Here is a 22,498-nt window from a genome sequence, read left to right as displayed (position 1 = left end):
TGAGGGGATTTTGGGTATGAAGAAGATTCTCACCTCGCTGGCGCTGCTTGGCCTGGTGGTCGCGGGCACCGCTGCCATCGCCGCCGAAGAGGAACACAACGCGGCCGCTCCGACGCATTTCCCGATCAACGAACCGAAGGAAATGAGCTGGAGCTTCGCCGGTCCGTTCGGCACCTACGACAAGGCGCAGCTGCAGCGCGGCCTGAAGGTCTACAAGGAAGTCTGCTCGGCCTGCCACTCGATGAACCTGGTGGCCTTCCGCACGCTGGAAGGGCTCGGCTATTCGGAAGCGCAGATCAAGACGCTGGCCGCCGAATACACCATCCATGACGGCCCGAACGACGCCGGCGACATGTTCGACCGTCCCGGCAAGCCGTCGGACCACTTCCCGGCGCCGTTCCCGAACGAGCAGGCCGCGGCCTCCGCCAATGGCGGCGCCGCCCCGCCGGACATGTCGCTGCTCGCCAAGGCGCGCGGCGTCGAGCGCGGCTTCCCGCGCTTCATCTTCGACATCTTCACGCAGTACGCGCAGGGCGGCCCGGACTACATCCACTCGCTGCTCACCGGCTACGATCAGACGCCGCCGGCCGGCATGGTGATCCCGGAAGGCACGCACTACAATCCGTACTTCCTGTCCGGCTTGTCGCTGAAGATGCCGAAGCCGCTCTCGGACGGTCAGGTGACCTATGACGACGGCTCGCCGCAGACGGTCGACCAGTATGCCCGCGACGTCTCGGCCTTCCTGATGTTTGCCGCCGAGCCGCATCTGGAGGACCGCAAGAAGACCGGTTTCCGTGTCATGATCTTCCTGCTGCTCTTCGGCGCATTGGTCTATATGACCAAGCGCAGGGTGTGGGCCGACGTGGCGCACTGAGGCGCCTTGCTTCCAGAAAAATGCAAGGGCGCCGAATGGCGCCCTTTTCTTTTCGGCCGCTTGTCGGCAAAACTGTGCGGCAACGGATCAACCGCCCATGAAATCCTCCCTCGAAGACACGCTGCTTGCGGCCATCCGCACCATTCCGGATTATCCCAGGCCCGGCATTCTGTTTCGCGACATCACCACGCTGCTGGGTGACGCGCGGGCCTTCCGCCGCGCCATCGACGAGCTGGTCCATCCCTATGCCGGGCTGAAGATCGACAAGATCGCCGGCATCGAGGCGCGCGGCTTCATCCTGGGCGGCGCGGTGGCGCACCAGCTTTCGGCGGGCTTCGTGCCCATCCGCAAGAAAGGCAAGCTGCCTTATGAGACGGTGCGCGTGGCCTACAGTCTCGAATACGGGCTGGACGAGATGGAGATGCACAAGGACGGCGTCTCGCCAGGAGAGAAGGTGATAATCGTCGACGACCTGATCGCCACCGGCGGCACGGCGGAAGCCGCGGTGAAGCTGCTCAGGCAAATCGGCGCCGACATCGTCGCGGCCTGCTTCGTCATCGACCTGCCGGACCTCGGCGGGCGCGAGAAGCTGGAAGCGCTCGGCGTGCCGGTGAGGACGTTGATCGGGTTCGAGGGGCATTAGGAAGTAGTGAATAGTGAATAGTGAATAGTGACTACTCACTACTCACTACTCACTATCCCACCTTCACCAGCACGGCGCTGTCGAATTCGATCACCTTGTCGCCGGTCGAATCGAAACCTTCCGAACGCAGCGTCAGCAGGTTCCAGCCCGGGCGTCCGGCGAGCGGACGGTGCGCCTGCGCGATGCGCGTGAAAGTCACGGTCTCGCCGGCGTAGACCGGCTTCAGCCATTTCAGGTTACGGAAGCCGGGCGAGGGGCCGAATTCGGGCTGCGGGCCGGGGCCGGTCCAGCGCACGCCCTCGGTCTCCATGCGTTTTTCCAGGTTGTATTTCATCCAGGTGGCGGCGGTGTGCCAGCCCGAGGCGCAGAGCCCGCCAAGCACGCTCTTCTTCGCCGCCTCTTCATCGACGTGGAAGATCTGCGGATCGTATTTTTTGGCAAACGCCTTGATCTCGTCGGCTTCGAATTTATGCGCGCCGAGCGTGACGGTCTGGCCGATCAGGAAATACTCGTCCAAAGTCATGACAGGTCCCTCGCGGCATCACGCGCGAGGAACATACCAGTGTTCTCCAGCTCGAAGACGCTTTCGCCGCGCTGGTTGACGAGCTCGCTGCGCATGGTGATCAAGCCGAGCTGCGGCCTCGATTTCGACTGGCGCTTGGAAAGTATGGTGAGCGTGCCGGTAAGCCTGTCGCCGGCCAGCACCGGCTTCTTCCATTTCACATGCTCGATGCCGGGCGAGCCTTGAGAGGTCGAATCGAGCAGGAAAGCGTCGCACAGCATACGCATGAACATCGCGCAGGTATGCCAGCCCGAAGCCGAAAGCCCGCCGAGGATGCTCGCCTTGCCGGCTTCCTCGTCGAGATGCATTGGCTGCGGGTCGAACTCGCTGGCGAATTCGATGATTTCGGCCGCGCTCACGTCCTTGCTGCCGAGGTCGAGCGAGGCGCCCTCGACGAAGTCCTCATAGGCCCAGGTCTTTCCGGTCATGCTGACAATCCGGTTGACAACGCGTGGTCCCCAAAGTCGGGCCTTCCCGGATGAAGGTCCTAGTCAATTTGGTCAAGTGATTTCTGGTAAGCCAGCCGTCGCCGGCCAACCCCGTCAGAGCCAGCCGCGGCGGCGGAAATACCAGAAGGGCAGGATGGCCGAGACCACCATCAGGGCGATGGCAAAGGGGTAGCCGAACTCCCATTTGAGCTCGGGGATGATGTCGAAGTTCATGCCGTAGATCGAGGCGACCAGCGTCGGCGGCAGGAAGATGACGGCGGCGACCGAGAAGATCTTGATGATGGCGTTCTGCTCGATCGAGATCATGCCGAGCGTGGCATCGAGCAGGAAGGAGATCTTCTGCGACAGGAAAGTCGCGTGGTCGGCGAGCGAGAGCACGTCGCGCGACAGCGTCTTGATGCGGGCGCGCACATCCTTGCTCATCTTGGTCTGGTCAGCGACATGAGCGAGAAAGCCGGCAAGGCGCTGCAGCGAGATCAGGCTGTCGCGGACCGAGGAGGCGATGTCCTCCTTGCGGCCGATGCCTTTCAGGAGCTCCTGGAAATCGCGGTTGCGTTTTGAGGCCTTGGTCGAGCGCGCCTCGAAAATGTCGCGCGAGATTGTTTCGACCTCGCGGCCGGCGCGCTCGAGGATGTCGGCCAGGCGATCGACGATCGCCTCGAGAAGCCCGATCAGGATGGTGTCGCCGCTGGTGCAGCCGGTCGCCACCTTTTCGGCGCGCTGCGGGAAAGTCTTGAAGGCCTTGGGCTCATGGTAGCGGACGGTGATCAGCCTCTTGCCGGCGAGCGCGAAGGTTACCGGCGACATCAAAGGATCGTCCGCCTCGGTCTGCGCCGGCAGCACGGCGGTCATGAAGTAGCCGCCATCCTCGATATAGAGGCGGCTCGAAATCTCGATCTCTTCCATCTCCTCGCGGGTCGGAATGGCAATGCCCAGCCAGCTCTCGATGCGCGCCTCTTCCTCCTTGGTCGGGTTGAAGAGATCGGCCCAGACGACCCTGTCGCCATCGGCCGCAAGATCCTCGGTGAGGCGCAGGCGATCATTGTCGACGACGAAGGTTTTTATCATCGCCGGGTCTCCCTGGAGGTCAGGTGTTGAACTTGAACAGCATGATGTCGCCGTCCTGGACGACATATTCCTTGCCTTCGTCGCGCGCCTTGCCGGCTTCCTTGGCGGCTACTTCGCCGCCCAGCGTGACGAAGTCGTTGTAGGCGATCGTCTGGGCGCGGATGAAGCCGCGTTCGAAGTCGGTGTGGATGACGCCGGCCGCCTGCGGCGCCTTATCGCCCTTGTGGATCGTCCAGGCGCGCGTCTCCTTCGGTCCGACGGTGAAATAGGTGATCAGATGCAGGAGCTCGTAGCCGGCGCGGATCACCTTGTTGAGGCCGGGCTCGTCGAGGCCGATCGAGGCAAGGAACTCCATTTCCTCCTCGTCGGAAAGCTGGGCGACTTCCGCCTCGATCGCCGCCGAGATCACCACCGTGCCGGCGCCTTGCGCGGCCGCCATCTTCTCCACCGCCCTGGTGTGCTCGTTGCCGGTGGCGGCGTCCGCCTCGGAGACGTTGCAGACATAGAGAACGGGATGCGAGGTGAGCAGGTTCAGCCCCTGCAGGATGCGCAGGTCCTCCGCCGCGATGCCGTTGAGCAGGACGCGCGTCGGCTTGCCGGCCTGCAGCAATTCGAGCGCGGCCTCCATCATCGGCAGGACGGCCATGGCTTCCTTGTCCTTGCCTGCGGCGCGCTTGCGGATCTGGGCGATGCGGCGCTCGAGGCTTTCGAGGTCCGCGAGCATCAGCTCGGTCTCGACCGTCTCTGCGTCGGCGACAGGGTCGATGCGGCCTTCGACATGGGTGATGTCGTCATCCTCGAAGCAGCGCAGCACATGCACGATCGCGTCGACCTCGCGAATGTTGGCGAGGAACTGGTTGCCCAGCCCTTCGCCCTTCGAGGCGCCGCGCACCAGGCCAGCGATGTCGACGAAGGAGATGCGGGTCGGGATGATCTCCTTCGACTTGCCGATCGCCGCGATCTTCTGCAAGCGCGGGTCAGGCACCGCCACCTCGCCGGTATTCGGCTCAATGGTGCAGAAAGGATAGTTGGCGGCCTGCGCGGCGGCCGTCCTGGTCAGCGCATTGAACAGCGTCGACTTGCCGACGTTGGGCAAGCCAACGATGCCACATTTGAAACCCATGTTCGTCCAGTCCTGTCGGAATTCGATTTTGGTGAGGGCTATGGGCGATAGGGGTGACGAACGTCAAGCCCTTCGAAGACGGCAGCCGGCGTCGCCAGTGCCTGGGCGAGGTTTGCAAGCGGCTTGATCAGGGGTTCGTTTAGCGAGGGCGTCGCAATTTGACGCTAGCTTGGCCCGGTCGCATGGACGACAAAGTCTCGAGCAAAGGAAATTCTGACATGGCCGATTTCAATCTGTCCCGTCGTGACAGTCTACGCAACATCGTGGCGCTTGGAGTTGCGGGCGCCGCAGTCGCCGTTGGCGCGACAGCGCTTGCCGCCACTGAAGCCGAAGCCGCCGGCCAGCCGCATATGAGCCGGGCGCTTGCAGCCCTGGAAACGGCGCTCAACCAGCTTCAGGTCGCCATTCCCGACAAGGGCGGTCATCGTCTCAAGGCCATCGCGCTGGTCAGGGATGCGATCGACGAGACGACCAAGGGCATGGCCGTCGGCGCCATGTAGTTCGAGGCGTCTCCGCGATCGGCGGCTCCTGCCGATCCGATCGGGAGCGGCCCGATGATTTAATGCATGTCGCGCAGAAGTGCGACAACGACATGCATCAAGCAACGACCTACAGCGCGTCGCGTGAACCCGTTTCGACGCGACGCGCTTTAGTCTTTTCCGAACAGCTTCTTCAGCATGGCGGCCATCGGGCCGCTTTCGGGAAGTTTTGCCGCCGGCTGCTGCGGGCGCGCCTGGCGGACATGGCTTTGCTGCTTCGGCGGCTTGGGCGGCGGGCGGTCGTCATCGCCGGTCGGCACAAGCTTGTCGCGGAGCGCCAGCGTGACGCGGTTCATGAACGAGCTGTCGTCGCCCTTGGCCAGCAGACCGGCGTCGTCGGCGATGGCGTCGAGCAGGACGTCGAGCCATTCGCGATCGGCCTTGGCGAAATCGCCGAGCACATGGCCGTGCACCATTTCCTTGACGCCGGGATGGCCGACGCCGATGCGCACCCGGCGATAGGCGTTGCCGACATGCTGGTCGAGCGAACGAATGCCGTTGTGGCCGCCGGAGCCGCCGCCGACCTTGACCCGGAGCTTGCCGGCGGCAAGGTCGATCTCGTCGTAGAAGACGGTGAGGGCGGCCGGTTCGAGCTTGTAGAAGCGCATCGCTTCGCCGACCGACTGTCCGGAGAGGTTCATGAAGGTCTGCGGCTTGATCAGCAGCACCTTCTCGCCGCCGAGCGTGCCTTCGCAGATCAGGCCCTGGAATTTTCGCGACCAGGGCGAAAAGGAATGGCGGCGGGCAATCGCGTCCGCCGCCATGAAGCCGACATTGTGCCGGTTGTTTTCGTATTTCGCGCCCGGATTGCCGAGGCCTGCAAAGACAAGCATCGCCGCCTCCGGACTAGAGCATGATGCCGAAAAGTGTGAAGCGGTTTTCGGAAAACATCATGCTCTATTTCTTTGATCTAGAGCCGGATGAAATCATCCGGCCTGGAGAATTACTTCTCTTCGGCCGCCGGAGCCACCGTCTCTTCCGCAGCCGCCTCGGTGGTCGCTTCCGTCTCCGGCTTCATCGCCGACGAGCCGGCAATGGTCGCGACGGTGAAGTCGCGATCGGAGATGACCGGCTTGACGCCGGCCGGCAGCTTGACCGCCGAGATGTGGATCGAATCGCCGATGTCGGTGCCGGTGAGATCGACGGTGATGAATTCCGGGATCGCATTGGCCGGGCAGTGGAACTCGACTTCGTGACGAACGATGTTGAGCACGCCGCCGCGCTTGATGCCGGGCGACTTGTCTTCATTGATGAAGTGGACAGGCACGTCGACATTGACCTCGGTGTCCTTGCCGATGCGCAGGAAGTCGACATGGACAGGAAAATCCTTGACCGGGTCGAGCTGGAAATCCTTCGGCAGGACCTGGATCTTCTTGCCGTCGACATCGATCGTGGCGATCGTGGTCAGGAACCCGCCGCCGTGGATCTTGTAGAAGAGGTCCTTGTAGTTCAGCGCAATCGCCAGGGGAGGCTGCTTGTCGCCGTAAATCACTGCAGGCACTTTACCGTTGCGACGAACTGCACGGGCGGACCCCTTACCGACCTGTTCGCGCGCTTCGGCTTTCAGCTCATAAGCATCGTGGCTCATGGCACTTCCTTTCGCATGTTGTGGAGCGTCCACGGCCGGCAAATCCGCCCGTAAACGTCGAAAGCCGTCGCGGCCTTGCACGATCTGTCCGATGCGTTTGGCGATCCAAATGCGTCTGGGGATCATGCGAGGCCTGGCCGGCCTTCCTCCGCGTTGCCTCCAAGGGTGTCTACGCGGGTGGCGGCTCTATAGCGGAAGGCGGCGAGAGGCGCAAGCGGTTGCGCTGGAAGGCTTGCGGGGCGGGTTCCAGCACCGAAGGCATAAGCCGGAAATCCGATTTGCGCGAATGTAGGATCGGGCGGATCTCAGTCGTCCTGCGGCATGTAACCATCCCAAGGGGACCAACTATGAAACTGCTGTTCAGCCGCAATCCCAATCCTCGCCTCGCGGTCGCGACGGCGCGCCATCTCAAGGCGGAGATCGCGTTCGAGTTCGCATCGCCCATGGCGCCGGGGCAGGCCGAACGCCATCGCGTGCTCAACCCCAATCTGACATTGCCCATACTGGTGGGATCGGGATGGAGCCTGTGGGAGGCCGACGCCATCGCCTGCCGGCTTTCGCGCGAGGTTCGCTCGGATTTCTGGCGCGGCGGGGATGACGAGCCGGATATGATCCGCTAGATCAGCTGGGGCAAGGAACGGTTCGCTTTCGCCTGCGATATGGTGCATTTCGAGCGCGGGACCAAGCAGCGCTATGGGCTCGGTCCTATCGACCAGGCGCTGGTCGAGGAAGGGCTGAGGCAGTTCCATGGAGCCGCGGCGATCCTTGAGCCCGAGGTTTCGGGACGCGAGTGGCTGGTCGGCAATTCAATCTCCTATGCCGACTTCCGCATGGCGACGTTCCTGCCTTTCAACGACGTCGCCGGATTGCCGCTCGCCGACTACCCGGCGATCCGGCGCTGGTACGGCCGGCTGGAGGCGATCGACGCCTGGCGCGACCCATTCCAGGGGCTGGAGGCGCCGCAACTGCCGCCGGTCAAGATAGAGGCGTGACCGGCATCCCCTGAGCCCGTCCAAGGCGCCCGGGACGCAAGCTTGTCCGGTCGCGCCCGCTCTCTTTTTCAGCACATCTCAGACGGCGTCGACCGCCAAGCCGCCGTTCAGCGCGTCGCGCAACGCCTGGATTTGCCGGTTCAAGGCATCGAGTTCAGCCAGTTTCATGCCTGACCGCTCGATCAGCGTCTCGTTCAGGCAATTGCATTGGACGAGCAGGGCTCGACCGCCGGGAGTCAGGTCGACCTGCACCTGGCGCTCGTCCGTCTGGCTGCGCTGGCGGGTGACAAGCCCAGCCTGCTCCATTCGCTTCACCAGCGGCGTGATGGTGCTCGATTCGAGGGCGAGCCGATGCGCGATGCTGCCCACCGACATGCCGTCTGTCTCTCCCAGCGCATTGAGCACGAGATATTGCGGATAGGTGATCCCCATCTCGTCCAGCATGGGCTTGTAGGTGCGGTTGATCGCCAAGCTGGTGGCGTAGAGCGTGAAGCAGAGCTGATTGTCCAAAGGGAGAGGCACGGCGCATTCCTTTTGCCGACTGAGCATCTATTGCATACCACGAAAAATGATATCGCGATAAATAATTTCATGGACAAGGCTCCCGACCTCCGTTACGAGATAGTTATCGCGATATTGTTTATCGTGACATCGATAGAAGGAGATTGAGATGACCTCGCAGACCAAGTCGGGTTCGGGCAGCGGCACGATCACCACCAAGGACGGAACGCAGATCTTCTACAAGGATTGGGGGACTGGCCAGCCTGTCGTCTTCCACCATGGCTGGCCGTTGAGCAGCGACGACTGGGACGCCCAGATGCTGTTCTTCCTGGCACAGGGTTACCGCGTCGTCGCCCATGATCGACGCGGCCATGGCCGTTCGAGCCAGACCGATGCCGGCAACGAGATGGACACCTATGCCGCCGACGTGGCCGCGCTCACCGCGCATCTCGGCCTCAAGGACGCCATCCATGTCGGTCATTCGACGGGCGGTGGCGAGGTGGCGCGCTATGTCGCGCAATATGGCGGCGGAGGACGCGTCGCCAAGGCCGTGCTGATCGGTGCGGTGCCGCCGATCATGCTGAAGACGCCGGCCAATCCCGGCGGCCTGCCGATCGAGGTGTTCGACGGTTTCCGCGCTGCGCTGGCGGCCAACCGCGCCCAGTTCTTCCACGACGTGCCGGCCGGCCCGTTCTACGGCTTCAACCGTCCCGGCGCACAGGTTTCCGAAGGCGTCGTCGACAATTGGTGGCGCCAGGGCATGATGGGTGGCGCCAAGGCGCATTACGACTGCATCAAGGCGTTCTCGGAGACCGACTTCACCGAGGACCTGAAGAAGATCGACGTGCCGGTGCTTGTCATGCATGGAGACGACGACCAGATCGTCCCGATCGCGGACTCCGCGCTGCTTTCGGTCAAGCAGCTCAAGAAGGGCGAGCTCAAGGTCTACAAGGGTTTCCCGCACGGCATGGCAACGACCCATGCGGATGTCATCAACGCCGACCTGCTGGCGTTCTTCAAGGCCTAAGCCTGCTTGCCGGAAACACGAAAGCACCCGCCCTCTGGCGGGTGCTGCAGGGAGGATGAAGCTCGAAATCGTGCCTGCTGCTTTCTGCTAGATCGTGATGGCGTTTCGCTGAATCGCCGTCTCGATCTAACTCTTTGTTGGAGCATGATCTTTCTCCGAAAACCGGTTCCCACTTTTCGGGATCATGCTCTAGGGCTGTCGTCCCCGACTGGATTTACCGAGGAGGCGCGCGAATTTGCGCCCCACTCTCGGCCGCAGTTGCGCTCGCCAATCGGGGATGTCGCCCAAGGATATGCTGTCTGCAGCCTTGGCCTTTCGCGCGAGCCAGGTGACATCGACGATTGCGCTGCCGATTGCGAGCAATCGGTTCGTCAGCATCTGCTCGTTGAGGATCGCCCTTGCCTTGCTCTCGAAAAGAGGCAGCGTTTCGTCCGTGAGATCGAACCGGGAGTGCCATCCAGGCCCTTGCCCGGTACCGGCTCCGGTAAGCCATCCAATCAACAGCTGTCTATAGGGGCGCGAGACCGGTGCGTCTTCCCGGAAGGGCGAAAGCGGATTCCGGCTGAAAATCGGCGCGCCATCGGTCACGCCGACCATCGATCCAAGCGCCTGCAAATGCCAGGGCCGCATCAGGATGAACGAGCTGCGGAGCCAAGCCTGCGAGGGAATTCCAAACATCGACACGGGCTCATTGAAGAAATCGATATGGCCGAGCACCGCATTCAAGCCGGACAGATGTCGCACGACGTCCTGGTCGATCAGCTTGAGATGGTCCGGCGTGTATTCGGCGAATGCAGACGTGGCGAGATGGACCAGGTCATAGTCATTCACCCGTTTGCCGATGTGGGCAATGCCGCTGTCCCAGGCGGAGAATTCCCAGCTGGAGTTGGAGCCCCCGATCAATTCGACTTCGCGATCAAGGTGGACGCTCCGACCTTCCGGCAGGCAATTGTCGATCACAAGCGTGTGGTGCGCCACGTCTGGCATTTGCGCGGCAAACATCGCCTTCAAATCCTGCAGCGCGGTGGGATATCTGGCGGTGCCATGGCGCGCCAGAAGCGTCAGGATTCGCAACTTGGAGGGATCTCGACCGTTGCTCGACGTCAAATGCTTCTTTCCCCTTCAGACCGAGCTGATGCTCTCACCTTTGCAATCGCCAAGGTGTATCTTGGGCGCACCTGGCATCCATCCACCAACATAATGTCCAGACTGGGCGTCCAATGGTAGTGTCCCGCTTAAATTGGGGGCCAGAGAATGATTGCGACGTTGAGACGGCCACTTCATGCCGGCGGCTTGGTCATCACGTCGATCCGATGAGGTATGTTTCGCTTGGAACGTTTCCGATCCGGCGGCCGGTCCATGGCGGTCAGTTGAGGGCGAATGCCATCCACAGGGTCTTGCGGGATTGCGGATGGGAAACACGCCATGTCGTGGTCACTCCCAACCGCGGCGCCAGGCTGGAAATGGAGGCCGGCGATCTTTTCATCGAGATGCCGCGCAGCTTTCGCAAGAAGATGGCCCGGCGCAAATGGCGTTCCGATGTCGCCGTGGCTGAATTCATCGCAGGCAGCAAGTCCTATCGCCGCGAAATCGCAAGATTTCTCGACGGCTTCAGACCGGATGTCATCGCCCTGGAGCAGTGCTGGCTTTGGCCGGCCTTGCGCGAGTATGTTGAAACGTGCTCGCCCGAGGCACGCTTTTCAATCGTGTACAGTTCGCACAACGTCGAACAGGAAATGCTGGCGCAAGAGGCCATGATCGCCGGCGCGGAAATGGACCGCTGGAGTGCTCAACGCGCGGCGGACATCGAGCCCGATCTTGCCGCAAAGGCAGACCTGATCGTCGCCGTCAGCGAGCAGGATGCAACCTATTTCCGCAAGCTCAATCCAAGCGTGGTGGTCGCCGCCAACGGCATTTGGCCGCGGGAAATGCCTATCGGCCTCGATCGTTGGGCGTCGCGGTTCGCCGGCCTGCGCACGGCGCTGTTCGTCGGCTCGGGCCATCCGCCCAACGCCCGCGGTTTTCTCCAGATGACGGGTCCGGACCTCGGTTTCCTCTCAGCCTCGGAGCGGATCGTGGTGGTCGGCGGCGTTGCCGACCAGATACGCAACGATCCCGGATTCCCGCGGCACGGTGGCGCCGACAATGCACGGATCGAGCTGCTCGGCGTGCAGGACGGCACGGCCCTCAGCGCGCTGATCGAGCTTGCCGATGTCGTGATGCTTCCGATCCTTGAGGGCGGCGGCACGAACATCAAGACCGCGGAAGCGCTGTACAATCGCAAGCCCGTCGTGGCGACGACTTTCGCGTTGCGCGGCTACGAGCAATTCAAGCATTGGCGGAATGTCCGGCTGGCCGACAGGCCGGATGACTTCCGGGATCTGCTGGCGCAGGCGCTCAGAAGCGAACCGGAGGAGCTGAAATCGGCGGATATCGCGCAGCTCGATACGCTGCTTTGGACTTCGACGCTTCGGAGGCTTCCCGAGCAGTTCGCAGCGCTGCCGAGGCGGCAACGCCAGGCGACGGCGAACCCGGCCAATGGCCGAGGCCGCTTTCTTCGCGGCCTTCTGCAACGCCTGGGTTTGATCGGAAAGAGCTGATCTCGTGCGCAAGGGCGCCGAGAAAAGAACCTGCGTTTTGGGCAATGCAAGCGCTGCGCCATGAGATGCCGCCGGATCCGGGACCTTCAAGGTCTCAAACCCGGCGGCGATTATAGGCTGAACGGCGGCTTGGCCGCCGATCTCGCCGGCTCAGGCCTTCCGCGCTTCCTTCATGTCGGGCAGAAACACGGTCAGCAGGCCGAGGAAGGGCAGGTACGAGCAGATCTGGTAGACGAAGTCGATGCCCTTCATGTCGGCGACGACGCCGAGCACCGCGGCGGCGATGCCGCCCATGCCGAAGGCGAAGCCGAAGAAGATGCCGGCGATCATGCCGACGCGCCCCGGGACTAGTTCCTGCGCGAAAACGACGATGTTGGAGAAGGCCGACGACAGGATCAGGCCGATCAGCACGGTGAGCACCATCGTCCATTCCAGATTGGCGTAGGGCAGCGCCAGCGTGAAGGGCAGCACGCCGACGATCGAGAACCAGATCATCGCCTTCTGTCCATAGCGGTCGCCGAACGGACCGCCGAGCAGGATGCCCAGCGCCGAGGCGCCGAGGAACAGGAACAGCATCACTTGGCTCATCTGCACCGAAACGCCGAACTTATGCATGGCGTAGAAGGTGTAGTAGCTGGAGAGCGAGGCGATATAGGCGTTCTTGGTCAGCACCAGCAGCGTCAGCACGGCCAGCGCCCACATCACCTTCTTGCGCGCGAAGGGCGAGACATGGGCGGCCTGCTTGCGGGTGGCCAGCGAGGCGCGCAGACGGCTGTACCAGCCGCCGACCTGCCACAAGACGACGATGCCGATCAGCGAGCCGACGGCGAACCAGGAGATGCTGGTCTGCCCGAACGGCACGACGATGAAGGCGGCGAGCAGCGGGCCCATGGCCTGGCCGAAATTGCCGCCCACCTGGAACAGCGATTGCGCAAGACCGAAGCGGCCGCCAGATGCAAAGCGGGCGATGCGCGAGGATTCCGGATGGAAGATCGCCGAGCCGATGCCGATCAGCGAGGCGCCGATCAGGAGCAGCCAGTAATGGCCGGCATGGGCGAGCACCACCAGGCCGACCAGCGAAGAGGCCATGCCCCAGGGCAAGGAGTAGGGCATCGGCTTCTTGTCGGTGATCATGCCGATGACCGGCTGCAGCAGCGAGGCCGTCACCTGGAAGGTGAAGGTCAGAAGGCCAATCTGCCAGAAATCGAGACCGTAATTGTCCTTGAGCAGCGGATAGATCGCCGAAAGCAGCGACTGCATGATGTCGTTGACGCAGTGGCAGAAGCTCACCGCAAGAATGACGGTGAAGGCCGTCGCCTGCGCCGAGATGTTGCTTGCCGGCGCCGGTGCGGCGACGGAGGTGGCGGTCGTATCAGTCAAGGCAATGCTCCGTAGTCTTGTTGGAGCATGATCTTGTCCGAAAACCGGTTCCCACTTTTCGGGATCATGCTCTAGGCGGCGAACCGCAGGCGGCCTTATAGGCCTGTTGCCAAGCGACTTCTTTCGTGGTTTGGTCCAATAGTTTCGCAAGTGGGCCACATCCGATGCCGAATAGCCGGGAGATATTCAGAGGCGACGCCGCCGAGCTCGGCCGGCTGCATGAAAGCCGCTGGCAATGGCTGGAACAGGCCGTCGGGCCGGCGGTCGCGCTGCCGACGGAATATCCGGACGGCTATCGCGTGCCGCAGCACCGCCACAGCCGCAGCCAGCTGCTGCACGCGCTGGTTGGCGTGGTCCTGGTGACGACCAGGCACGGACGCTGGATGGTGCCGCCCGACCATGCGATGTGGATACCGGCCGGCACCGAGCATTCCGTCGAGATGCTGGGCGACGTCTCGATGCGCTCGGTCTATGTGATGCCGGACGCCATTGCCGGCCTGCCGGAAGGCTTGCGCGTGGTCGGCATCACCGAGCTGATGCACAGCCTGATCGTCGAATCGGAGAAGCTGCCCCAGGGCGGCGAGCTCGAAGGGCGCGCCGCGCTCGTCATGGGACTTCTGCTGCACGAGATCCCGAGCCTGCCGGAACGGCCGCTCGGCCTGCCTTTCCCGTCCGATCCGAAGCTCGCGGCGCTTTGCCGGCGCTTCGTGGCAGCCCCTTCGCCGCATGCGACTATCGACGAATGGGCGGATGCCGCGGGCATGAGCCGGCGCTCCTTCACCCGCGCCTTCCATCGCCAGACCGGGCTGTCGCTGTCGACCTGGCGCCAGCAGGCCTGCCTGTTCGCGGCGCTGCCGAGGCTTGCCGACGGCGAGCCGATCACCAGAGTGGCGCTCGATCTCGGCTATGACAGCGTGCCGGCCTTCATCACCATGTTCAAGCGCATGCTCGGCGCTTCGCCGCGCGGCTATATGCGCGGCGCGCGCGATGCCGGTGAAAACCCGCGCCGAACAGGCGGTCCGATCGCCGCGTGAAAGCAGCGCCGGCGGTATTGAGCCGGTTCGCCCGTTCTCAGCACAGGTTCTATTTTCCAAATACTGATTGCGAATTGCAATCAGTTGTGCTCTTTTTGCTGGAGGCAAAAATCGGAGGAAGCCTAGTGGCGACGATCGTCTATGCCATGCTGACATCGCTGGATGGCTACATCGCCGGGCCGAGCGGAGACATCGACCTGCCGGTTCCCAAGGAAGAATTGCATCGGCATTTCAACGACGAGATGCGACGGACATCCATCGCGCTTTGCGGGCGCAGGATGTATGAAACCATGCGTTTCTGGGACAGCCCGGAGCGCGAGATCGCCGCTGAAGACGTCGAGCGGGATTTTGCCCGCGCCTGGCGAGAGACGCCGAAGGTCGTGTTTTCGACCACGCTTCAGGAGGTCGGACCGAATGCCCGTCTGGTAAAGGGTGATGCGGAGGTGGTGGCAAGGACCCTCAAGGCGGATACGGATGGCGAGATTTCCGTCGCTGGCGCCGAGCTTGCCGGGTATTTTGCGCGTGCCGGCCTGATCGACGAGTACCGGCTTTACGTGCATCCGGTCGTGCTGGGCGGCGGCAAGCCATATTTCCGGTCCGGCCTGTCGCTGGCGTTGAAGCCGCTCGGCACGGAGCGCCTTGCGCAAGGGGTGACGCTGCTGCGCTATGCGCCCGCGGCGACCAGTTCTGATTAATCGAACAGGCTCGACACCGATTCTTCCGTGGCCGTGCGCGAGATCGCTTCGCCCATCAGGTCGGCGATCGAAATGACACGGATGTTCGGCGCGTCGAGCACGCCCTGCGTCGGCTGGATGGAATCGGTGATCACCAATTCCTGCAGCTTCGATCCGGCGATGCGGGCAACGGCGCCGCCGGAGAGCACGCCATGGGTGATGTAGGCGGTGACGGAGGTCGCGCCATTGGCGAGCAGCGCGTCGGCCGCGTTGCAAAGCGTGCCGCCGGAATCGACGATGTCGTCGATCAGCAGGCAGTCCTTGCCGGCGACGGCGCCGATGATGTTCATGACTTCCGATTCGCCAGGGCGCTCGCGGCGTTTGTCGACGATGGCGAGCTGCGCGTCGAAACGCTTGGCCAGCGCGCGCGCCCGCACCACGCCGCCGATGTCGGGCGACACGACGACGACGTTGCCGAGCTGTTTGTACTTAGCTTTCACGTCGCGGGCCATCACCGGCACCGAGAATAGATTGTCGGTCGGGATATCGAAGAAACCCTGGATCTGGCCGGCATGCAAATCGAGCGTCAGCACGCGGTCGGCGCCGGCGCGGGTGATCATGTTGGCGACCAGCTTGGCCGAGATCGGCGTGCGGCCGGAGGCGCGGCGGTCCTGCCGCGCATAGCCGAAATAGGGGATGACCGCCGTGATGCGTCGTGCCGAGGAGCGCATGAAGGCGTCCATCATGATGAGCAGTTCCATCAGATGGTCGTTGGTCGGATAAGAGGTCGACTGCAGGATGAAGACATCCTCGCCGCGCACGTTTTCCTGGATCTCGACGAAGATTTCCTGATCGGCGAAGCGCCTGACGCTGGCCTTCCCAAGCGGGATGTTGAGATAGCGAGCGACCGCTTCGGCCAGCACCCGGTTGGAATTGCCCGCGAAAAGCTTCATGCACCGTTCCTGGTGAAGGATGGAGAGGCCGGAGAGACTCTCATGAGCCTTTTATGCGGGCTTTTAGCGGGCCGGGCCGGTATTGCAAGCCTCGTTGTCGGGAATCCTTCCGGCGACTGCAACAAACACGGAAAACATCGCAAGCCGGCAACAGTTTGGCCGGCAACAGTTCGGTCAACCGGCGCCGCCGCCGCCGAGCCAGGCGGCGAACTGGTCGATTGTCTGGTCGGCGATGGCCTGCATGGTCGCGGGCGCCACCGTGGGCCAGCCTTCGCCGCTGCCGGCCGCAGGGGCCTTCTGCTGGCCATTGATGCGGTGCAGGCGATTGCCCGAGGGGTCGTAAATGTCCCAGACATAGATGACGGTCGTGTCCTTGCCCTCGGACATCGTCGAAAAATAGCCTTTCAGCACATGCGTGGCCGTCTGGTCCGTGCTGCCGACAAGCGTCAGGCCGCGCTGCCGGGCACGGGCCTGCAGTTCCGCCGTCAAGGGCGCCGCGGCCTCTACCGATGCGCCGACGATCGGCGCCACCTGCAGCCGCGTCCTGGCGAGGGCGGCGGTTTGTGCTGGCGTTGCGCGTGTCGCGGGTGACACTGCGGTGGAAGGCGCGGGCGAAGGGGCGGGTGCGGTCGTGGTCGGAGACGTGGCCGTTGTCGATGAGCCCTGCGGGGCAGGCAAAGACTGGGCCGAACTCGCCTGCGGGGTGATGGCCGAAGGCTCCAATACGTCCTTGGCGTTGGTGCAGGCGCCAAGCGCCAGCGCCGCAAGCAATGACACGGTCGTCACCCGCGATCGTCTCATTTGCCTGAAAGCTCCCTACTGGCGAACGCCCCCGCGTGAACCAACCATTATGGATTCACTGCACGATCAAGTCGAGATCATGGCGCGACAGCGGCTTCGGCGCCGATTCCGTGGTGAGGTAAGTGCGGCCAAGCGTCATTGCGCTCTCGGTCTCGGAGTCCATGATGATCATATGCGCGAACAGCGTCATATTGGGCGCGATCGGTTCCGTGTTGCCCTGGTAGAACATCGGCATGTCCATCCAGGACGGCGTGAAGCGGGCGCCGACCGAATAGCCGCAGGCATTCAGCCGATGCTTGGTCAGATTGTGCGCTTCGAGCGTGCGGGCATGCGCGTCGAAGACATCGCCGAACGTGTTGCCCGGCGTCATCGCTTTTTCGACCGCGAGCAGGGCGGCACGGGAAGCGTCGAACAATTCCTGGTGACGTTTCGACACCTTGCCGGTCAGCACGGTGCGCATCATGGGGGCATGATAGTGGTGGAAGACGCCGGCCCATTCGAGCGTCAGCTGGTCGTTCTTGGTAAGCTTGCGGCGACCGGCCTTGTAGCGGCAGAGCAAGGCATCGGCGCCGGAGCCGATGATGTACTCGTTGGCGGGATAGTCGCCGCCGCCGGCAAAGACCGCGCCCTGCATGGCGGCAAGGATGAGCCCTTCGTCGCCGCCTTGCTTGATCAGGGGCAGGGCGGCGTCCAGCGCGTCGTCGGAAAGATTGGCCGCCTTTTCCGCCTTGGCGATTTCGGCCGGGCTCTTGAACAGGCGCAGGCGGCCGACGATGCCGGAAGCATCGGCGATCTGGCCGAAGGTCTGCAATTGCTCGTCGAGGCGGCGGCCGTTGTAGGCGGTCAGGCCGTGGGTGTCGTATTCGACGCCGATGCGGGCACCGAGCAGATCGAGGTCGTTGAGCAGGTTGCGCAGGTCGATCGCCGGATTGGCGCCCTGACGATCGGTCCACAGCACGATGTTCTCGATGGTCGAGGTATGGCGCGCCTGCCTGAGATCGGCCGAACGGGTGAGCAGCACCATCGAACCGTCGGCCTTCACCACCAGGCACTGGAAGAAGCAGAAGCCGAACGTGTCGTAGCCGGTCAGCCAGTACATGCTCTCCTGTGCGAACAACAGCACGGCGTCGAGCTTCTTTTCGGCCATCTCGATCAGCAGCCGGTCGCGCCGCGCGTCGAATTCCGATCGTTCGAAATGCAGCGCCATTACTCTTTCTCCAAAACGATTGCCGAGACCTGCCGCCCGTAATCCGCTTCCTTGCGGTGGGTGGTGCGTCGGTAGGAATAGAAAAGGTCTTCTTCCGCGTAAGTGCAGCGGCCAAGGCCCTCGGCGGTCACGCCGGCCTTGCGCAGCCGGTCGACCGTATATTGGTTGAGGTCGAACATCGAGTGGCCGGCGGTCTTCGATGGCCCGAAATAGCGGTGGTTGTCGGCATCAGCCTCGACGAAGCGGGCGACGAATTCCGGACCGACTTCGTAATTGTCGGGGCCGATGGAAGGACCGAGCACGGCGACGATGCGCTCGCGGCGGGCGCCGAGATATTCCATGGCAAGGATGGTGTTCTCGAGCACGCCGGTGAAGGCGCCCTTCCAACCCGCATGGGCGGCACCGATGATGCGCGCGTCGGTATCGGCGAAGAGAACCGGCCCGCAATCGGCGGTCGAGGCGCCGATGGCGATGCCCGGACGGTCGGTGACGATGGCATCGGCCTTCGGGCGAGGGCCCGCGAAGGGTTCCCTGGCCACAATGACATCCGGCGAGTGGACCTGGTGCGCTGTCAACAGGTGATCGGCCGGCACGCCCATCCAGTCGGCAACGCGTCGCCGGTTCTCGGCGACCAGTGTCTGATCGTCGCTGGAGCCCGTGCCGATGTTGAGCCCCCGATAGATGCCGTCGGAGACGCCGCCGATGCGGGTGAAATAGCCGTGGCGCATGCCTTGCGCCTTTTCAAGCAGCGGCGAGCGTACTGGATCTGGTCTGGTCTGATTCAGCATGGTTGGGTTTGTCGTCCGTGCAAGGCGGTTTCGTCAAGGCGAAGTTCGGACGACAAGCAGGACCAGGCGGTAGGACGCGCTCGCCGGCTCAAGCCGCTCTCGTCGCCGGCAGGATCTTCATAACCTTGAAAAGCTCGCCCATCGCCTCGGGGCCGGCCAAGCGTTCGACCGCGTCGGAGATGGCTTGACGGGCTTGCTCATCAGCGTTCGCACCGAGCGCGCCGGCGCGCTCGATCAAACCCATGCCAAGCAGGAATTCTCCCTGTGTCGTCATCTCGACACGAAGCCCATAAGGATGGACCGCTGTCGCAAGGGCGGCGAAATCGACATGCGATGTGAGATCGGCCTCGCCGGGGCCGGCCAGCACGTCTTCACGCCGATGCCGGCGCAAGGCCTGCAAGGTGTCGCCGATGCCAGGCTGCAAATGGCCGTAGTCGATAAAGAGGCCCGCGCCGCCCTGGGCAGCGATGCGCGCCGCGATCGCCGACATCAGTGCTACACGGGCCGGCGCCACTTCGGCGATCGCGCCTTCGGGCGCGTTGGAGGCATCTTCGGGCAACAGCGTGGAGTCGAGCGAGCCCGCGCCGGCAAAGAAGCGCAGCTCGTCATTGTCGTCGAAGCCGACCACGCGCTCGCGCCAGCTTTCGCCGACATGCACGAACTGCCGGATCGGCACTGCGTCGAAGAGTTCGTTGCCGACGATGAACAGCGGCTGCCGCGGCAGCGTGTCGATGGTCTGATGCCAGTCCAGCTTTGCGTCTTGGCCGGCAAGCGTCTCTCTTTGGATTTCGACAAGGCGCGGGCTGGTCTCGATGAGGGCAAACGAGGCCTTGCCTATAAGTGCCGGGTCGAGCCGCGACCAGGTGCGCAGCATGTCCTTCATCAAGGTGCCGCGGCCGGGACCGATCTCGGCGAAGGTCGCGGGCAACGGCCGGCCGGCACCTTGCCAGGCCTGGTAGAGCCAGACCGCGACGAGCTCGCCGAACATCTGGCTGATCTCGGGCGCGGTGATGAAGTCGCCGGCGGCGCCGAAGGGTTCGCGCGTCGTGTAGTAACCGGCGTCGGGATCGAACAGGCAGAGCGCCATATATTCGCTGACCGGGATCGGCCCCGTCGCGCCGATCAGGTCTTTGATGCGCTCCTTCAGCCGGGTCATGCCGTCCGCGGTTGTGTCGTCGGCTTTGCGGTGACCATGGCCCAGATGCCGGCGAGCACCATCGGCGTGGACAAGATCATGCCCATGGTCAGCCAGCCGGTGCCGAGCAGGTAGCCGAGCTGTTGGTCGGGCTCGCGGAAGAACTCGACGAAGATGCGCGACAGGCCGTAGCCGCAGATAAAGGCGCCGCCGACGAAGCGCGGCGTTTTCAGCTTGAGGCGCGAATGGGTGAGGAAGCGCAGCACCAGGAAAAGCACGAGCCCTTCGAGCAGCGCCTCGTAGAGCTGGCTGGGGTGGCGGGTGAACGGGCCGCCATTGGGGAATTCAATCGCCCAAGGCACGTCTGACGGCCGGCCCCAAAGCTCCGAATTGATGAAGTTCGCGACACGGACCAGGCCCAGCCCAACCGGCACACCGGCCGACACCACATCGAACAATGTCCAGGTGGGAATGCGGCGCCTGAGCGAGAACAGCGTCATGGCGAGGATAACGCCAAGCAGGCCGCCATGAAACGACATGCCGCCCTGCCAGACCGCAAAGATGTCGAGCGGATGCGCGATGTAGCGCGGCAGATCGTAGAAGAGCACGTACCCGGTGCGTCCGCCGAGCACGACGCCGATCGCCGCCCAGACGATGAAGTCGTCGAGGTCCTCGGGCTTCATAGGCAGGCGGCCGTCCGGCCAGAGGCGAGAATTGGTGACGAGGCGCTTGGCGTACCACCAGGCGAACAGGATGCCGACGATATAGCCGACGCCGTACCAGTGCACCGCGAGCGGCCCGATTTTGACGATGACCGGATCGATGTTGGGGAAGGGCAGGGAGGCCAGCGGCAGCAGGAAATATTCGCTCAAACTGGGGTCTCCCGGTTGCGGTCGTCTGTCGGGCGCGGACCATGCGGCAGGGTTTTGGCAGGGTCAAGGCAAGGTGGTATTGCCTTGATTGTCACAGAGGCGGTCTTAAACCGGTGGCTTGCCGACGACAATTTGCCTTAGAGCGTCGTTGATCCTGTCCTGCCAGCCGGGACCATCTTCCTGGAAGTGATCCAGCACAGCTCGATCGATCCTGATCGAAACAAGCTCTCTGACGTTTGGCGCGGTGGCGGGCTCGCCAATAGGGGTCGCCGTTTTTTTGACTGGCTTGAAGGCGGCTTCCGCGGCGGCCATCGGATTTGTCGGTCGGCGTGGGGGCGTTGCCATTGGTTACCCTGGACTGAAGAGCGCTGAAGCAATACGCAACACACTAGGCGATCGGGCGCCCTCAAGTATAGTCTGGGGCGCTTGCGGAGCTTTGCATAAGGCAATCCACCGCCATGCGCCATAGCAACGCACAGGACGCATCAACCCTTAACGTTCTTGCATTCCGCGGCGCTCGCCACTACGTCAAAGCGACAAAGCGAGGATCTGCCATGTCGACCGGACCGAACCGCATTCTCGATGAATTCGCAAAGATCATGACCGATGCCGCGGGTGCCGCGCAGGGCGTGCGTCGCGAAGTGGAGACGGCGTTCCGGGCTCAGGCCGAGCGCATGCTGAACTCCATGGATATCGTGCAGCGCGAAGAGTTCGAGGCCGTTCGCGAGATGGCGGTCAAGGCGAGGGAAGACAACATCCAGTTGGCGACGCGCGTCGAGGCGCTCGAGGCCAAGCTTGCCGAACTGACCGGACAAGCCGCACCTACGGGTGCCGCAAAGCCCCGCGCAAAAAAATAATCGTTAAACTTTTCCACATAGCGCGATCGGAAAAATCGCTTTGCCGTGAATCGCTTACCGGCATTGCATGAATCTCCGTGACAGCCACCTTTCCACATGCGGATGACGCAGTGCGAAAAATTGGGCTGTTCACGCGACTCCCGATCAATAGACTGAATTTGTTGCATGATTCGAAGCAGGGTCATGCGCCGGGCGGTGGGGTCCGGTTGGGTCTTTGCGTTGGAAAGTCCTGGCCGTCCGAGTTCTAGACAAGATTGTTCGTCGTGTGTGCCCCGCGGAGCGTGCGGCGCTCCCCTGAACACAGGAAGCATTCATGGAACTCCTCGAACTCGAATTCTCCCGCGAAATCCACCCGGTGGATGTCATCGAACAGGTGGCCCACAACAACGACTGGTCCTTCGAGCGTGCCGGCGACGACGAGATTTCGATTTCGGTGGCCGGCAGCTGGACCGACTACCACGTCTCCTTTTCCTGGATGGAAGATTTCGAGGCGCTGCATCTGGCCTGCGCCTTCGACATCAAGGTGCCGGAAACGCGCGCGCTGGAAGTGATGCGGCTGTTGTCGCTGATCAACGAACAGATGCTGTTCGGTCATTTCGATCTGTGGGAACAGGAAGGCGCTATCATGTTCCGGCAGTCGCTGCTGCTTGCCGGTGGGGTCGAGCCCTCGAGCCAGCAGGTCGAGGTGCTTCTGTCGTCGGCGTTAGAGGCATGCGAATGCTATTTCCAGGCCTTCCAGTTCGTCGTCTGGTCGGGTACATCGGCCAAGGACGCGCTATCCAGCGTGCTCTTCGAGACCCATGGAAACGCCTGAGCCAGGCCGATATCGCC

Annotated in this window: 25 protein-coding genes and 1 pseudogene; 10 read left to right on the top strand and 16 right to left on the bottom strand. The window is 63.0% G+C overall.

Features of this window, described 5'->3' with window-relative positions; translation table 11 throughout:
• The first annotated feature begins 16 nt into the window (after positions 1-16).
• Both FJ417_RS02625 and FJ417_RS02620 read left to right on the top strand, forming a co-directional pair.
• Complete coding sequence (locus FJ417_RS02625) at positions 17-874, top strand: cytochrome c1 (protein WP_140645759.1); 858 nt, start codon at positions 17-19, stop codon at positions 872-874.
• Positions 875-971: 97 nt separating this feature from the next.
• A complete protein-coding gene (locus FJ417_RS02620; RefSeq protein ID WP_140653350.1) occupies positions 972-1,517 on the top strand; it encodes an adenine phosphoribosyltransferase in 546 nt (181 codons plus the stop codon).
• Positions 1,518-1,569: 52 nt separating this feature from the next.
• On the opposite strand, the gene FJ417_RS02615 is transcribed toward FJ417_RS02620, so the two are convergent.
• The 4 genes from FJ417_RS02615 to ychF form a co-directional block, all read right to left on the bottom strand.
• A complete protein-coding gene (locus tag FJ417_RS02615) occupies positions 1,570-2,040 on the bottom strand; it encodes a MaoC family dehydratase (RefSeq protein WP_140782364.1) in 471 nt (156 codons plus the stop codon).
• Positions 2,037-2,507 carry a MaoC family dehydratase gene (locus FJ417_RS02610; RefSeq protein WP_140653354.1) on the bottom strand — a complete coding sequence of 157 codons (471 nt, stop codon included), beginning with the start codon at positions 2,505-2,507 and terminating at the stop codon, positions 2,037-2,039. Before FJ417_RS02610 ends, FJ417_RS02615 begins: the two co-directional genes overlap by 4 nt.
• 114 nt (positions 2,508-2,621) lie before the next feature.
• Entirely contained in the window at positions 2,622-3,596 is a 975-nt protein-coding gene (gene corA, locus FJ417_RS02605) for a magnesium/cobalt transporter CorA (RefSeq protein ID WP_140653356.1), read from the bottom strand.
• 19 nt (positions 3,597-3,615) lie between these two features.
• Positions 3,616-4,719 (bottom strand): redox-regulated ATPase YchF, encoded by a 1,104-nt coding sequence (ychF, locus tag FJ417_RS02600; RefSeq protein WP_140653357.1) that lies wholly within the window; start codon positions 4,717-4,719, stop codon positions 3,616-3,618.
• A gap of 218 nt (positions 4,720-4,937) precedes the next feature.
• Here ychF and FJ417_RS02595 point away from each other — a divergent pair, with 218 nt between their 5' ends.
• On the top strand, positions 4,938-5,219 hold the full coding sequence (locus FJ417_RS02595; RefSeq protein WP_140645765.1) for a hypothetical protein: 282 nt from the start codon (positions 4,938-4,940) through the stop codon (positions 5,217-5,219).
• A gap of 149 nt (positions 5,220-5,368) precedes the next feature.
• On the opposite strand, the gene pth is transcribed toward FJ417_RS02595, so the two are convergent.
• Entirely contained in the window at positions 5,369-6,091 is a 723-nt protein-coding gene (gene pth / locus FJ417_RS02590; protein ID WP_140645766.1) for an aminoacyl-tRNA hydrolase, read from the bottom strand.
• A 110-nt stretch (positions 6,092-6,201) separates the two neighbouring features.
• Positions 6,202-6,846: a 50S ribosomal protein L25/general stress protein Ctc gene (locus FJ417_RS02585; protein WP_140782363.1), complete on the bottom strand. Its 645-nt coding sequence runs from the start codon at positions 6,844-6,846 to the stop codon at positions 6,202-6,204.
• A 347-nt stretch (positions 6,847-7,193) separates the two neighbouring features.
• Between FJ417_RS02585 and FJ417_RS02580 the strand changes: the two are divergent.
• Positions 7,194-7,838, top strand: a pseudogene (locus FJ417_RS02580) (glutathione S-transferase family protein).
• 78 nt (positions 7,839-7,916) lie between these two features.
• Here FJ417_RS02580 and FJ417_RS02575 read toward each other — a convergent pair.
• Positions 7,917-8,360: a MarR family transcriptional regulator gene (locus FJ417_RS02575; protein ID WP_140645769.1), complete on the bottom strand. Its 444-nt coding sequence runs from the start codon at positions 8,358-8,360 to the stop codon at positions 7,917-7,919.
• 148 nt (positions 8,361-8,508) lie between these two features.
• On the opposite strand from FJ417_RS02575, the gene FJ417_RS02570 reads away from it, so the two are divergent.
• Positions 8,509-9,366 (top strand): alpha/beta hydrolase, encoded by an 858-nt coding sequence (locus FJ417_RS02570; protein ID WP_140782362.1) that lies wholly within the window; start codon positions 8,509-8,511, stop codon positions 9,364-9,366.
• Positions 9,367-9,555: 189 nt separating this feature from the next.
• Here FJ417_RS02570 and FJ417_RS02565 read toward each other — a convergent pair whose 3' ends face one another.
• Entirely contained in the window at positions 9,556-10,473 is a 918-nt protein-coding gene (locus FJ417_RS02565; protein ID WP_246687384.1) for a hypothetical protein, read from the bottom strand.
• 113 nt (positions 10,474-10,586) lie between these two features.
• On the opposite strand from FJ417_RS02565, the gene FJ417_RS02560 reads away from it, so the two are divergent.
• The gene (locus FJ417_RS02560; protein WP_140782361.1) at positions 10,587-11,966 is read left to right on the top strand and encodes a glycosyltransferase; all 1,380 of its coding nucleotides are present in this window, start codon (positions 10,587-10,589) and stop codon (positions 11,964-11,966) included.
• Positions 11,967-12,116: 150 nt separating this feature from the next.
• On the opposite strand, the gene FJ417_RS02555 is transcribed toward FJ417_RS02560, so the two are convergent.
• Positions 12,117-13,346 (bottom strand): MFS transporter, encoded by a 1,230-nt coding sequence (locus FJ417_RS02555; RefSeq protein WP_181166801.1) that lies wholly within the window; start codon positions 13,344-13,346, stop codon positions 12,117-12,119.
• Positions 13,347-13,510: 164 nt separating this feature from the next.
• Here FJ417_RS02555 and FJ417_RS02550 point away from each other — a divergent pair, with 164 nt between their 5' ends.
• Both FJ417_RS02550 and FJ417_RS02545 read left to right on the top strand, forming a co-directional pair.
• Positions 13,511-14,380 (top strand): helix-turn-helix transcriptional regulator, encoded by an 870-nt coding sequence (locus FJ417_RS02550; RefSeq protein WP_140782360.1) that lies wholly within the window; start codon positions 13,511-13,513, stop codon positions 14,378-14,380.
• Positions 14,381-14,505: 125 nt separating this feature from the next.
• Positions 14,506-15,075, top strand: a complete 570-nt coding sequence (locus tag FJ417_RS02545; protein ID WP_140782432.1) for a dihydrofolate reductase family protein — start codon at positions 14,506-14,508, stop codon at positions 15,073-15,075.
• Here FJ417_RS02545 and FJ417_RS02540 read toward each other — a convergent pair.
• The 7 genes from FJ417_RS02540 to FJ417_RS02510 form a co-directional block, all read right to left on the bottom strand.
• Complete coding sequence (locus FJ417_RS02540) at positions 15,072-16,007, bottom strand: ribose-phosphate pyrophosphokinase (RefSeq protein WP_126059768.1); 936 nt, start codon at positions 16,005-16,007, stop codon at positions 15,072-15,074. The genes FJ417_RS02545 and FJ417_RS02540 overlap by 4 nt on opposite strands.
• A 174-nt stretch (positions 16,008-16,181) precedes the next feature.
• Positions 16,182-16,808 (bottom strand): hypothetical protein, encoded by a 627-nt coding sequence (locus tag FJ417_RS02535; protein ID WP_140782359.1) that lies wholly within the window; start codon positions 16,806-16,808, stop codon positions 16,182-16,184.
• A gap of 55 nt (positions 16,809-16,863) precedes the next feature.
• Entirely contained in the window at positions 16,864-18,015 is a 1,152-nt protein-coding gene (locus FJ417_RS02530; protein WP_140653371.1) for a Xaa-Pro peptidase family protein, read from the bottom strand.
• Positions 18,015-18,803, bottom strand: a complete 789-nt coding sequence (pgeF, locus tag FJ417_RS02525) for a peptidoglycan editing factor PgeF (protein WP_140782358.1) — start codon at positions 18,801-18,803, stop codon at positions 18,015-18,017. Before pgeF ends, FJ417_RS02530 begins: the two co-directional genes overlap by 1 nt.
• 88 nt (positions 18,804-18,891) lie before the next feature.
• Complete coding sequence (locus FJ417_RS02520; protein WP_140782357.1) at positions 18,892-19,959, bottom strand: class I SAM-dependent methyltransferase; 1,068 nt, start codon at positions 19,957-19,959, stop codon at positions 18,892-18,894.
• Entirely contained in the window at positions 19,956-20,810 is an 855-nt protein-coding gene (lgt, locus tag FJ417_RS02515; RefSeq protein ID WP_140782356.1) for a prolipoprotein diacylglyceryl transferase, read from the bottom strand. The genes FJ417_RS02520 and lgt overlap by 4 nt, the downstream gene beginning before the upstream one ends.
• Positions 20,811-20,915: 105 nt before the next feature.
• Positions 20,916-21,155: a BrnA antitoxin family protein gene (locus FJ417_RS02510; RefSeq protein ID WP_140782355.1), complete on the bottom strand. Its 240-nt coding sequence runs from the start codon at positions 21,153-21,155 to the stop codon at positions 20,916-20,918.
• 209 nt (positions 21,156-21,364) lie between these two features.
• On the opposite strand from FJ417_RS02510, the gene FJ417_RS02505 reads away from it, so the two are divergent.
• Positions 21,365-21,667 carry an accessory factor UbiK family protein gene (locus FJ417_RS02505; protein ID WP_140647557.1) on the top strand — a complete coding sequence of 101 codons (303 nt, stop codon included), beginning with the start codon at positions 21,365-21,367 and terminating at the stop codon, positions 21,665-21,667.
• 313 nt (positions 21,668-21,980) lie between these two features.
• Positions 21,981-22,481 carry a YbjN domain-containing protein gene (locus FJ417_RS02500; RefSeq protein ID WP_040989643.1) on the top strand — a complete coding sequence of 167 codons (501 nt, stop codon included), beginning with the start codon at positions 21,981-21,983 and terminating at the stop codon, positions 22,479-22,481.
• Positions 22,482-22,498: the final 17 nt, after the last annotated feature.

It is taken from the genome of Mesorhizobium sp. B3-1-7 (assembly GCF_006439385.1).
In the GTDB taxonomy this organism is placed as follows: domain Bacteria; phylum Pseudomonadota; class Alphaproteobacteria; order Rhizobiales; family Rhizobiaceae; genus Mesorhizobium.
Note: the sequence above shows the minus strand (reverse complement) of the source record. Positions and strands in the feature narration are given on the sequence as shown.

Excerpts from the sequence above, each read along its gene's own strand:
- FJ417_RS02625 (WP_140645759.1), top strand. The coding sequence starts at position 17 with ATGAAGAAGATTCTCACCTCGCTGGCGCTGCTTGGCCTGGTGGTCGCG.
- FJ417_RS02620 (WP_140653350.1), top strand. The coding sequence starts at position 972 with ATGAAATCCTCCCTCGAAGACACGCTGCTTGCGGCCATCCGCACCATT.
- FJ417_RS02615 (WP_140782364.1), bottom strand. The coding sequence starts at position 2,040 with ATGACTTTGGACGAGTATTTCCTGATCGGCCAGACCGTCACGCTCGGC.
- FJ417_RS02610 (WP_140653354.1), bottom strand. The coding sequence starts at position 2,507 with ATGACCGGAAAGACCTGGGCCTATGAGGACTTCGTCGAGGGCGCCTCG.
- corA (WP_140653356.1), bottom strand. The coding sequence starts at position 3,596 with ATGATAAAAACCTTCGTCGTCGACAATGATCGCCTGCGCCTCACCGAG.
- ychF (WP_140653357.1), bottom strand. The coding sequence starts at position 4,719 with ATGGGTTTCAAATGTGGCATCGTTGGCTTGCCCAACGTCGGCAAGTCG.
- FJ417_RS02595 (WP_140645765.1), top strand. The coding sequence starts at position 4,938 with ATGGCCGATTTCAATCTGTCCCGTCGTGACAGTCTACGCAACATCGTG.
- pth (WP_140645766.1), bottom strand. The coding sequence starts at position 6,091 with ATGCTTGTCTTTGCAGGCCTCGGCAATCCGGGCGCGAAATACGAAAAC.
- FJ417_RS02585 (WP_140782363.1), bottom strand. The coding sequence starts at position 6,846 with ATGAGCCACGATGCTTATGAGCTGAAAGCCGAAGCGCGCGAACAGGTC.
- FJ417_RS02570 (WP_140782362.1), top strand. The coding sequence starts at position 8,509 with ATGACCTCGCAGACCAAGTCGGGTTCGGGCAGCGGCACGATCACCACC.
- FJ417_RS02560 (WP_140782361.1), top strand. The coding sequence starts at position 10,587 with ATGGTAGTGTCCCGCTTAAATTGGGGGCCAGAGAATGATTGCGACGTT.
- FJ417_RS02550 (WP_140782360.1), top strand. The coding sequence starts at position 13,511 with ATGCCGAATAGCCGGGAGATATTCAGAGGCGACGCCGCCGAGCTCGGC.
- FJ417_RS02540 (WP_126059768.1), bottom strand. The coding sequence starts at position 16,007 with ATGAAGCTTTTCGCGGGCAATTCCAACCGGGTGCTGGCCGAAGCGGTC.
- FJ417_RS02535 (WP_140782359.1), bottom strand. The coding sequence starts at position 16,808 with ATGAGACGATCGCGGGTGACGACCGTGTCATTGCTTGCGGCGCTGGCG.
- FJ417_RS02530 (WP_140653371.1), bottom strand. The coding sequence starts at position 18,015 with ATGGCGCTGCATTTCGAACGATCGGAATTCGACGCGCGGCGCGACCGG.
- pgeF (WP_140782358.1), bottom strand. The coding sequence starts at position 18,803 with ATGCTGAATCAGACCAGACCAGATCCAGTACGCTCGCCGCTGCTTGAA.
- FJ417_RS02520 (WP_140782357.1), bottom strand. The coding sequence starts at position 19,959 with ATGACCCGGCTGAAGGAGCGCATCAAAGACCTGATCGGCGCGACGGGG.
- FJ417_RS02510 (WP_140782355.1), bottom strand. The coding sequence starts at position 21,155 with ATGGCAACGCCCCCACGCCGACCGACAAATCCGATGGCCGCCGCGGAA.
- FJ417_RS02505 (WP_140647557.1), top strand. The coding sequence starts at position 21,365 with ATGTCGACCGGACCGAACCGCATTCTCGATGAATTCGCAAAGATCATG.
- FJ417_RS02500 (WP_040989643.1), top strand. The coding sequence starts at position 21,981 with ATGGAACTCCTCGAACTCGAATTCTCCCGCGAAATCCACCCGGTGGAT.